Origin of the sequence: Alitiscatomonas sp. (assembly GCF_037242085.1) — a bacterium.
Taxonomy (GTDB): Bacteria; Bacillota; Clostridia; order Lachnospirales; family Lachnospiraceae; genus Alitiscatomonas; species Alitiscatomonas aceti.
In genome coordinates, this window is sequence record NZ_JAXXBR010000067.1 from 1 (window position 1) to 11296 (window position 11296).

The 11296-nt window shown below is 55.1% G+C and carries 8 protein-coding genes; 2 read left to right on the plus strand and 6 right to left on the minus strand.

Annotation, left to right across the window (positions count from 1 at the left end):
* The 3 genes from WIH05_RS05765 to WIH05_RS05775 form a co-directional block, all read right to left on the minus strand.
* On the minus strand, positions 1-365 hold a 365-nt coding region (locus tag WIH05_RS05765; protein ID WP_337425097.1), incomplete at its 3' end, for a DUF1801 domain-containing protein.
* A 32-nt stretch (positions 366-397) separates the two neighbouring features.
* The gene (locus WIH05_RS05770; protein ID WP_022273601.1) at positions 398-838 is read right to left on the minus strand and encodes a hypothetical protein; all 441 of its coding nucleotides are present in this window, start codon (positions 836-838) and stop codon (positions 398-400) included.
* Between the two features lie 45 nt (positions 839-883).
* The gene (locus WIH05_RS05775; RefSeq protein ID WP_337425098.1) at positions 884-4108 is read right to left on the minus strand and encodes a UvrD-helicase domain-containing protein; all 3225 of its coding nucleotides are present in this window, start codon (positions 4106-4108) and stop codon (positions 884-886) included.
* 104 nt (positions 4109-4212) lie between these two features.
* Between WIH05_RS05775 and WIH05_RS05780 the strand changes: the two genes are divergently transcribed.
* A complete protein-coding gene (locus WIH05_RS05780) occupies positions 4213-5079 on the plus strand; it encodes a YitT family protein (protein ID WP_022273942.1) in 867 nt (288 codons plus the stop codon).
* Positions 5080-5092: 13 nt separating this feature from the next.
* On the opposite strand, the gene WIH05_RS05785 is transcribed toward WIH05_RS05780, so the two are convergent.
* On the minus strand, positions 5093-5905 hold the full coding sequence (locus WIH05_RS05785) for an AraC family transcriptional regulator (RefSeq protein ID WP_337425099.1): 813 nt from the start codon (positions 5903-5905) through the stop codon (positions 5093-5095).
* Positions 5906-6010: 105 nt separating this feature from the next.
* On the opposite strand from WIH05_RS05785, the gene WIH05_RS05790 reads away from it, so the two are divergent.
* Positions 6011-7045 (plus strand): alpha-L-fucosidase, encoded by a 1035-nt coding sequence (locus tag WIH05_RS05790; protein ID WP_337425100.1) that lies wholly within the window; start codon positions 6011-6013, stop codon positions 7043-7045.
* On the opposite strand, the gene WIH05_RS05795 is transcribed toward WIH05_RS05790, so the two are convergent.
* A complete protein-coding gene (locus tag WIH05_RS05795) occupies positions 7040-8227 on the minus strand; it encodes a serine hydrolase (RefSeq protein ID WP_337425101.1) in 1188 nt (395 codons plus the stop codon). The two genes, WIH05_RS05790 and WIH05_RS05795, sit on opposite strands and share 6 nt — an antisense overlap.
* Positions 8228-8345: 118 nt before the next feature.
* Positions 8346-11296, minus strand: a 2951-nt coding sequence (locus WIH05_RS05800) for a suppressor of fused domain protein (protein WP_337425102.1), incomplete at its 5' end; no start/stop codon positions are given.

Here is an 11296-nt window from a genome sequence, read left to right on the forward strand (position 1 = left end):
ACCAGCTCCCGGTCCAGGGGCCGGTCATAAGGCAGCCGGATCGTCCCCTTCTGGGTCTGGTACCCGGTCAGACGGTCTGCAAATTTCTCCACAGCTTCCGGTCCCGGATACAGTCCCACATGATTTTTAAACGCTGCAAACTGGATCAGATTGCGCTTTTTCCAATATGTGGGCATACTCCAGGATATTTTTTCCATGGTATCCGGGATCGCTGCCCGGATCGTCTCGTTAATCTCTTTTAAAAGCGGCTGTGCCTTTTCCGGCTGGTTTAAAATATATTCCTCAATGGTTTCCGGCGGCTTCCCGCAATAATGATCCTGGCCGTTACGAGCAAATGTACGGCCGCATTTGGGACATGTCCACATAAAAATTCCTCCTCATATTGATCTCCCGCCCTTTACAGAACCTTTCCTTCCAGATAGCATGCTGCGATATAGTCTCTGGACTGGTAATAAAAATCCGTGTTAAAATCTGATATACTGGCATTGATCCAGGAATGGTACACTTCCCAGATTCCTTTTAGGATATCTCCATCACTGTAGCAATCCTCGATCAGCCGTTCGTATACCTCTCCGATATCCCAGTAATCAGGAACCAAATATCTGCACTCCCCAACATTATCAAATCCAGCCATTTCCGCGCCAGTTTCTTCGATAAATGTTTCTGCTGTCTTTTCCATTGGCTCACAATGAAATACATCCGCATATTCGTAGATCCTCTCCAGGCGGTCTTTTCCTAGAATATCGACAATCTCTTCTCTGTTTCTCTTAAGTCTTCTTCCTATAAACTCAATCAGGCTGCAGGTAAAAAAAAGCCTATCATTATTTTTCTCCGCCATATACTTCCTCTTTTCCCAGATATCTCTCCATAACCATTCCCCCTCCTACATAAAATCAAACAAACTCAGCTGCTTCATCCCCGTCTCCCCCGGTCCACGTACCGTCTCCCGCAAAAGAGCCTCTTCCGGCAGCTCTGAAAGGAATACGGACGGCTCCCCAGAGGTCAGAAGGACCAGCTCCTCCTTCGCTCTGGTCATTCCCACATAAAACAGACGCCGCTCCTCCTGGAGTCCGGCTTCCGGATCTCCTTCTTCCGGCCCGGATCCAGCCTTTCTGTTTTTAAAATACTCCAGAGGGATCGAATTCTTCCGGACCCCGTAGAGGATCACTGCCGGAAACTCCAGGCCCTTGGACCCATGGAGCGTCATGAGGGAGACAGTATCCGCCGTACAGCAGCCTCCTCCCCGCCGCATCAGGTCTCCTTCCTCTCCAAAATCCAGCAGGTATAAAAATTCCTCCATGGTCTTATGGAAGACAGCCATGGCCGAAAGCTTTTCCACCGCCCCATCCCCGGCCAGTCCCATGTCCCGGCTCCATTTTTCCACCAGCGCCGCCGGCCGTTTCTTTTTCAATGGCCTGTATGCCTCCAAAAGCGTCGGATCCCAGCTCCCTTCTTCTGGTGAGTCTCCTGTCCCGTTTCCGTACAGCGCCCGGAAAAACTTCAGAGCCCTCTGTACGTTCTCCTCTTCCAGAAATGAGCCCTTTCCAGTGACCGTATACGGGATCCCCTCGATTTTCAGAAACTCCTCCATTTCCTCCACCTGGCGGTTGGTCCGGCACAGCACCGCGATATCTGAAAAGCTTCGGATCTGTTCCTCTCCAGAACGGGCCCGTTCCCCGGCATCCAGCATGTCGATGCCGCCCACCATCCGGCTGATCTCCCTGGCGGCAGCGATCCCCTCGGAGCGTCTGCCGGACGCCGTCAGCACGCGGACCGGCAGGCCATTTCCTGCCATAGGAAGCAGTTCCCTTTTCTCACCTGGATTCTTCGAGATCATGCCGCAGGCGGCGGTTGTGATCCACGCCGTGGACCTGTAATTTTCCCGGAGCCGGATCACCTCCGTTTCCGGAAAATCCTCCATAAGGCGGGCAAAGCATTCCGGATCTGATCCCCGGAAGCCGTATATGGACTGGTCCGGATCCCCGATCACAAAAAGCTCATCCCCCTCCCGGTTCCATGCCAGGATCAGCCGGTATTGCAGGGGGCTGATATCCTGAAACTCATCCACCAGAAGATATCGGAACCGGCGGCAGAATTTCCGGACCGGCTCTGATGCCAGGTACAGAAGCCCCAGAGCCTCCGTCAGAAGATCGTCAAAATCCATGAGCCCCTGCTCCCGCATCCGCTCTTCATAGGCCCCTGCCGCTTTTCTGAGCCCCTCGGACATGGGTTCCGCTTCTCCTGCTCCCAGGATCCTTTTTGTCTTCTCCTCCGATACTGCCCTTAAAAGCTCCGAAGAACGGAGCTTCAGTCCCATGTCTTCAATGACTGCCTCCGCCAGCTTCTGGCACTCCAGGCCGTCTGCCAGTACGGTCTCCTTACCCGCTGCCTTTAAAAGCGCCAGACAGATGGAATGGAAGGTTCCCGTCTGGATCCGTCCCGCGGCGCTCCGGTTCGGCATTTCCCTCCGGAGGCGTTCCTTCAGCTCCCCGGCTGCCTGGTTCGTAAAGGTGACCGCTGTGATCTCCGACGGCTTTACGCGGCGGAGCTCTGTAAGGCAGCGGATCCTGGCCGCCAGGGTTCCGGTCTTTCCTGTTCCCGGCCCCGCGATCACGGCCACGGCACGGGCCGTGTGCTCTGCCGCCCGGCGCTGCCCCTCATTGAGGCGGGCCAGGAAATCCGCTTCCAGGATATTTCCATCCATGCCCTCTGCCCCGGCCCGGACACTGGTGTCACGGATCTTTCCTGCCAGCTCCAGGTCCCCGGTATCACAGGCCTCTCTCCTGTCTTCCTTTCTGTCATCAGAAGCCCGGGACTCTCCTCCCCCGGCTCCAAAGATCCCGGCCATGGTCATCTGTCCATCGGGGTTTTCCAGCTCGTCCGGCCGGAACAGCCGGATCGTTCCGTACTCCCCGTCAAAGCCCGGAAGCCGTGTGACCTCCCCGTTCCTGAGGCGCCGGATCCCTTCTGCCGCCAGACGTCCAAAATGGCGGCGGATATCCTCGATGGGCACTTCCCGGAGGATCTCAAATTCCGTCCCCAGCACCCGGAGCATATCCAGATATTCCTCCTGTACCCGTTTACTGGCCGCAGACCTCCCGGTGGAAGCGGCGATCACCTCCGGCAGCGGGACCAGGCTCTCAAAGGGCTTTCTTCTCTCCGGCAGGAAGCCCTCCGGCCGGTCAGCCAGCTGATCGATCCGGTGGGAGACGCCCATGGTCATCCTCTTTTTACATACCGGACAGATCCCTCCATGGCTCTCCGCCTCCAAAGGACTCATGCAGATATGGCATTTCCGGTGACCGTCAAAATGGTACTTTCCCTCCTCAGGAAAAAACTCAATGGTGCCGGCCAGTCCGTTCCCCGTTTCCACCGCTCTCTTAAGCCCCGCATAGGACAGCTCTGTATCCAGCAGATTCGCTTCTCTTCCCAGCTTTGCAGGAGAGTGGGCGTCGGAATTGGAAATAAGCTGGAAGCGGTCCAGAGCCGAAAGCCGCCAGTTCATGGGCGGATCTGAGGAAAGCCCCGTTTCCACCGCGTGGATATGGGGAGCCAGGTCCCCGAAGCACTCCTCCACCGTATCGAAGCCGGAGCAGGCCCCGAACATGGAAAAATGCGGTGTCCAGATATGGGCCGGAACGAAGATACCGTTCGGACATGTCTCCAGCATGATCTCCAGGAGATCGCGGCAGGAAAGCCCCAGAATCGGCCGTCCGTCTGAGTGGATATTCCCGATGGCCTCCAGCCGTTTCGATAAAAGCTTTGCCTCCTCAAGTCCCGGCAGCAGGATCAGGCTGTGGACCTTCCGGACCCTGCCGTCCTGTTTATAAATGGAACTGATCTCCCCGGAAACCACAAACCGGGTCCCTTTGCAGGCGCCTCCTTCTCCCGGCTCCCGCATATACTCCTTCTTCAGCCGGTAGAGCCCGTCCTCTGCCGGGACCAGCTTTTCCTCCAGCTCAGCCCGCCAGGCAGGATGGGTAAAATCTCCTGTGCCTAAAAGACGGATCCCCTTTCGCCTGGCAGAAAGCTCCAGGGTCTCCGGCGTCAGCTCCCGGCTAGTGGCCCTGGAATACCGGGAATGAATATGCAGATCAGCAATATACATCAGCGATCCCCTCCTTATTAATTTCCAATGTTTTTCATTTTGCGATTGCAGAGCCAAAGCCAAAATGGTATGATATAGACCACAATTCCATTTTAGGAGGTACTATGGAAAAGAAAAAAACAGACCTTAAGGAGATCCTCTCCTTTTTACTGATCCTGGCCGGAAGCGCCATCCTGGCCATCAACATGAACACCTTTGTGGAACAGGGCGGCCTGGTGCCCGGCGGTTTTTCCGGACTCTCCAAGCTGATCCAGAGGGTGGCCCTGACCTTCTTCGGCCTTAAGATCCCGTTTACACTGTTAAACGTATTTTTTAATGCCATTCCGGCCATGCTGGCCTACCGCTTTGTTGGGAAAAAGTTTACGATCCTTTCCTGTATCAGCATCGTGGTGGTCTCTGTCCTGGTGGACCAGCTTCCCGTAACTCCCATCACCGGCGATATCCTGCTGATCTCTGTATTCGGCGGCATCATCAACGGCCTGGGAATGAGCCTGATCCTCAACAACAATGCCAGCAGCGGCGGCACAGATTTTATTGCCATGACCTTATCCGCAAAATATAAGATCTCTACCTTTAATTACATGCTGCTCTTCAGCGCTGCCGTGATCCTGACCTCCGGCTTCCTGTTTGGTATGGATAAGGCCCTGTATTCGATCATCTTCCAGTTCTGTAATACCCAGGTGATCAATACCTTTTATAAAAAATACCATAAAAAGACCCTGCTGATCATCACCGAGGATCCGGCATCCATTTCCGCTGACATCCTGGAGCTGACCCATCACAGCAGCACGATCTTTAAAGGCATGGGCTTTTACAGCGCCCATAAAAAGTACCTGATCTACACAGTGCTTTCCGACAGCGATGTGCGGAAGGTGCGGAAACAGATCCTGGCCCATTACCCCGGCACCTTCGTCAGCGTGTTAAACTCCAGCGACGTGATCGGAAATTTCTACATCCAACCTCTGGAATAGCCGCAGGCCACGGTTAAAACCGCAGCTTCCGGTATTCCCGGGGAGATAATTTTTCATATTTTTTAAAAAAACGCGAAAAATAGTATGGATCTGTAAATCCCAGCGCTTCCGCCACCTCCCACACCGGCATATCCGTATGTCCCAGCATCTGCCTGGCCCTCTGGGCCAGCTGCCGGGACATATATTCTTTTAATCCCATCTTTGTATCCTGCTGGAAGGACCTGGAAAGCTGATGGACCGGCATATCTATGGCATCCGCCAGCTCCTGGATACGGAGCCCTGCGCTCAGATGCCCCTCCAGATAATCCAGGACCGACCTCTGGCGGTAAAATCCCCGGAAGGACTCCAGATACCCGTCGCCCCCTGCTCCCTGTTCAAAAAAGTCATAGACCAGGCGTGAAAATACCGCCTTCAGATAAAGGAGGCCTCCAACGGATTCCTTCTGGACGGCTCCCAGAATGTCCTCTAAAAAATCCCATTCATAAGGAAGCCCCCGGACCTTCCCCAGATGGCTGAACAGATCCACTCCTGGGAGCAGCTCCATGGTAAAGTGGATATAAAACTTCTGCATGGTGCTGGGACACACGTAGCTGTACCGGCACTCCGCCGGGACCAGGTACACATTTCCCGGAAGAAGCTCCACCCGCTCCTCCTCATTTTCCAGGTATGCCTCCCCATCCATCATAAAATAGATCCGGTTGAACGGCGACCTGGTATTTGGAAAATTCCATGACGTATCTCCGTAAAACATGGCTGTTTCCAGGATATTTAAGTTTAAAGAGCCCCAGTTTCCCGGAAGAAACGGGCAGTCAAAGATTCCATCCATTCAAAAAGTCCATCTTTCTGTACAAAAATCCCATGTACTTATTTTAAAATTTATTATATAGTCATGCCCATGAAAACACAACAGCTTTTACCGGAGGTATTGGAAATGGATATGAGAAAATGGTTTAAAGAAGCCCAGTACGGCATGATGGCCCACTGGGGACTGTATTCCCTTCTGGGCGGAGAATGGAACGGAAAAAAAAGCAGCAGCTATGCCGAATGGATCCAGGCCAACCAACGGATCCCCATGGCAGAATACGACAAACTGGCAAGGGCCTTTAACCCGGTGTATTTTAACGCGGACCAGTGGATCCGGCTGGCAAAGGAATGCGGGATGAAATATTTCGTCATGACCAGCAAGCACCACGACGGCTTCGCCCTCTTCCATTCCAGGGCCGACCGCTTCAACGTGGTGGACGCCACGCCCTTTGGCCGCGACGTGGTAGGAGAACTGGCCGAGGCCTGTTATAAGCACGGTCTGAAATTCGGTCTCTACTATTCCCAGGATCTGGACTGGCATGAGGAGCACGGCGGCGGTTATCTCTCCGGCCATATCCCCTGCGCCGGACAATCCTGGTGCAACGACTGGGATTTTCCCGACAATGCGAAGAAAAACTTTGATATCTGTTTTGAAAATAAGATCCGTCCCCAGGTGGAGGAGATCTTAAGAAATTATGGGGAGCTGTGCCTGATCTGGTTTGATGTACCCATGACCATCCGGGATTCCCAGAGCCGGGAGCTGTTCGATCTGGTAAAAAAATACCAGCCGGACTGTCTGATCAATTCCCGGCTGGGCAACGGCGCTTATGATTACGTTTCTCTGGGGGACAACGAGATCCCGGATTCCATTCCCGGAGACGGGGAGCTGGATCCTGCCGGGCTGGATCTCAATGGCTGCGACGGCTTAAAGCCATCTCCCTACGGCCTTTACGAAACCGCCGCCACCTTAAACCACAGCTGGGGCTACTGTGCCTGGGACCAGGACTGGAAAAGCGCCGAGACCATCCTGGCCATCCGGAAGAAATTAAACGGCCTGGGCATTAATTATCTTCTGAATGTGGGCCCCGACCATCTGGGCCGGATCCCAGGAGCCAGTGTGGATATCCTAAGAGAGGCGGCCAGACGGCAGGGGGCTTTATAAAAGCCCGCCTGCGATGGCCCGGAAAAATTCCACATGCTTCAGCTCGTAGTCCTTGGACATGAAATCTGGATCCGCACTGGTCTTTACTATGATGATCTGCCTGGAGGGATCTGCATACATCCACTGGCCGTAAACGCCGATGGCCATGAACTCTCCCCGATCCCCTTCCGGCACCCACCACTGGTACCCATATCCAATGGCGTTATAGACGTCCTGGTTTGCCCCGGGCCTGGAATAGGCTGCGCTGACATCCATGCTGTCCCTCACCCATTCTTTTGTGAGGATCTGCTCCCCATGGAAGCTGCCCCCGTTCAGATAAAGCCGTGCAAACCGTGCATAATCCCTGAGGGAGACGCTTAAGCCTCCCATGGCCAGCTCCGTCCCGTTGCTCAGAGTCCAGTATGCGTCCTGCTCTGCGCCGATCCGTTTCCAGAGCTTCTCCTCCATATATTCCGCCAAGCTGCACCCGGTAGCATTTTTAATGATCTGACCCAGGATCTCTGTATTAATGCTCTGATATCTGCGGTGGGTATACGGCTCCTCCTGCACCCCATGGTCTGCGATCACCTTCATGGATGGTGTGCCCATTAGGGTACGCATGGAAAACCGGCTCATATCCGTATCCTCATTGAAATCGATCCCGGAAGCCATCTGCAGGCATGCGCGGATCGGAATGGACTCCAGATCCGTCCCTGCAAACTCCGGGACATACTTTCCAATGGGATCCTCGACGCTTTCAACAGCGCCTTCAGCTACTGCGATCCCCATCAGCGCTGAAACGAAGGATTTTCCCATGGAATTGGACGAAAACAGCGTCTGGGGATCCCCTCCATAAAAATATTTTTCATATTTGATCACATCGTCCTTCACCACCAGCAGGGCCGAGGTCTTTGTATCCTCAAGAAATCCCTCTGTTGGATAAAATCCGCCCTTAAAGCGGAAGCCGTCCGCCAGGGAAACGTTTTCTTCCTTTAAAAACTGGAAGGGGTCGTCTCCCCGGCTTATTTTCTTCGTCGGCTGGATCTCCGGAGTATGCTGGAAGGTATACGCCAGATTTTCATCCTTAAAGCTCTTTAAAGAGGTGTGGAGGATCTTTATCTTCTCGCCAAAACAAAGCCACAGCACTCCGGCTGCAATAGCTGTACAGGCAGCCGCCATACCAAATACACGCATCTTTTTCATCTCTTCGGTTCCTTTCCTGTTCTCGTTTTCTGATCACCCGGTCATTTTAAACCGTACAGCAACAGTACAGTCAAGAGTTTTTGAAAAGTTTTTGAAAAAGATCTGCCATCTGATACGGTCAGCCACTGCCCATTCTGTCCGTAAGGCAGCACGGCCGGTCCGGATGCACTGCAAAGTCCGCCTCCGCCAGCTTTTCCAGCAGGGCCTCCGCATTGTGTTCCAGCTTATACTCCAGCTCCTCCCGGTACAGGGGGATGACCTGGTAGAAGTTGATCTCCTCTCCGCCGGGAAAATGGCAGAAAAATCCTTCCTTTCGGATATTCTGAGGCTCTGCCAGGATCGCGCCACAGAGCTTTGTGTCCTCCGCAAAGGGCCTTTGATTGTCTGTGGTGTGACCCCAGCCCAGCCATGTATCCGACCGGATGGGCAGACGGGCCAGTACCTTTAACAGACGGACCGGCCAGTACCACCGCTCATCCTTCATGGACTCCTCGTCCATCCTCCAGTCCGGCGGCAGGGCAATGGCCAGCTCTGCCCGCTCCAGCCGGTATTCCGCCAACTCCTCCGGGACCTGCATCTGGCGGGCTCCCATGCCCATGGTGACCAGCGTATAATAATTCCGCTCCCTGTCAGGAGGGACCACACAGATGTCCACATGGATGTCCGGCGAAACCAGCTCATGGAAAACATGACCGATCTCCCCAAAGTATTTCTGGATATGCTCTTCCACCGCTTCCATCTCTTCTATGGTATAAACCTCCGGCCCGCTGCCCTCCTTCGAGGACCAGAACGCGCCCTCCTTTTCGGTCCCGTCCGGACGCAGGAATATCTGGAAATATTCGTCCTCTTCCATCAGATGATAGACCAGGCCCATATGGTAATCCAATCCCACCAGCACCGTATCCAGACGGGCCGGCCTGCCGTCCGGGTGGTTCTGTTCCAGCCACCTCCCCTCCTTAAGCCAGCCCGCCAGCCGCTCCAGCCAGTCTGCGCTGAGGCTGGACATACCGGCCTCGTTCATCTGGAATACCAGATCAAAGGTCTGTCCGTTTACTGTGTAGGGGAACTGGGTAAACGGCCCGTTTGGCGCATACTGCTCCGGTTTTGGCCCGAAAATATTCCAGAACCGTTCCAGTCCTTCCCTATTGACAGTAATGCAGGAAATGGACCGCTGCTTCTCATCGGCATCTTCATCCAGGCCCTGCTGGAGATTCCGGTCGGCTCCGGGATCGATCCAGTGGTATTCCATCCGCTCCAGCGGCTCCCCGGCCTCGATCTCTCTTTTGAGTGTCAGGAACTCATGATCGCCAGGCTCCAGCTTAAGGCCGTGGGCCACGGCCTCCAATGCTCCGGCTTTATCGCCGGAATGGGACCGCAGCTTGGCCGCCTGCAGCCAGATCCATGGATAATCCGGTTCCTCCCGGATCCCCTTTTCTGCATAATCCAGGGCCTCCTCCAGCCGGCCGCAGTACATCAGGGCCACCGAGTACCGGTAGTACCATGTGGCACAGCCCCCGGCATTTTTCTCTGAATCCTTCATCCACTGGACCGCCTTATAATAGTACCGGTACTCATCCAGGTTGTTGCAGGCATAGGAATACCACAGGGCGATCTTAAGATCCTGTCTGGCCTGCCGGCTGGTAAACCGTCCCGTCTCCACGCCCCGCTCAATAAAGTCCTCCAGCCACTGGAGCATTTTCCCAAAATACCCCGATATCCCATCCTCAAAGGATTCCAGCGTTTCAATGTCCTGGGCCGAAAGCAGGGAACCGGTCTTTGCATCCACCTGGGGCTCTCCCTCCTGTTCCCACAGGCGGACGGCCCCCACATCCCTCCTGAACACATGGAATCCGCCCCAGGCCAGATCTGTTCCAGCAAAAAATTCCCTGGCCGCATCCAGGACAGCGGACAGATCCCAGGCTATAAGATCCAAATACCCGTAATACAGGCCGGTGGCCCCGCCCAGAAACGTCACTGCATCCTCTCCCGCATATTCCCGGACCGCCTCCCGCAAGGCGTCCCGGAACGTTAAAATTTCCTCCGCCCGTCCTTCCCCGGTAAAGCCATCCAGTGGATAACACAGGAAGCCGGCTGCAATGCCGTCCCTGTGGTAATCGTCCATGATTCCGCTCTCAGCCCTCATGTAGTCGTTGATGAGGACCGGCAGGCGGGTTGAACCGCCCCCCACATCCAGACGCCAGTCGGCCTCCGGATCCTTCACCGGCTCCAGCTCATAGGCAATATAGCTGTTTTCCAGATAATCCCCGGCGTCGTCCCATCGTGTATATCCCATATCCCGAAGCTTCCCCGGAAGCTCAGAAAGTAGAACCGCCGCTCCAGACCTGGGCTGTTTTGCAATATCCAGATCATGGATGAGAGCAATGGAGGACACCTCCCCCAGCACCTGGTCTGTGAGGGTACAGAGCAGCCACCATACCTTATCTTCCTCCGCCTTCATCAGCGGCAGGAGCTTCTCACAGTAAAGAGCCAGGGAAACCCGGTCCTCCCTGGACTCTGTCCAGACCAGCACGTCCTCCGCCTGCACCTGGAGTTCCCCGGCCTGGAGAGAAAATCCCGCTGAGGGCTGACGTCCCACCAGGATATTCCAGTGCTCCAGCACAGACTCCGGCGCACGGCGCTGGAAATAGACCAGCGGGAACAGGGCCGACCGGTTTCCGTCGGCGCTGAGGATCAGCTCATACTTCTCCCCGCCAACGGCCAGTTCAAAGGAGGGGGAACAGAAGGCCAGCTCCAGTACTTTTTGGCATTCCTCCACCAGCTCTTCTCCCCTCTCCCGCATCTCATCCGTATCCATGATCCGGCGAAGTTCTGGCTCGATCCCGGCAAAAGCTGCCCAGGCCTCCTTTGTCCGCTGCCGGAAATTCTTCTCAAACCCCGGCAGAGCCAGACATCGGCGGCAGCTGTCGATCAGCTCCTGGGTATCCGTATCGCCGGGGCGGGCTTCATGGGGCTCCAGCAGGCCGATGGCCCTCTGGAACAGCTCCCGGTCTCCCGGCTCTGCCAGATTGCTGTATGCCCGGGCCAGCTCGCTGTCCATCTCGGGCGTGC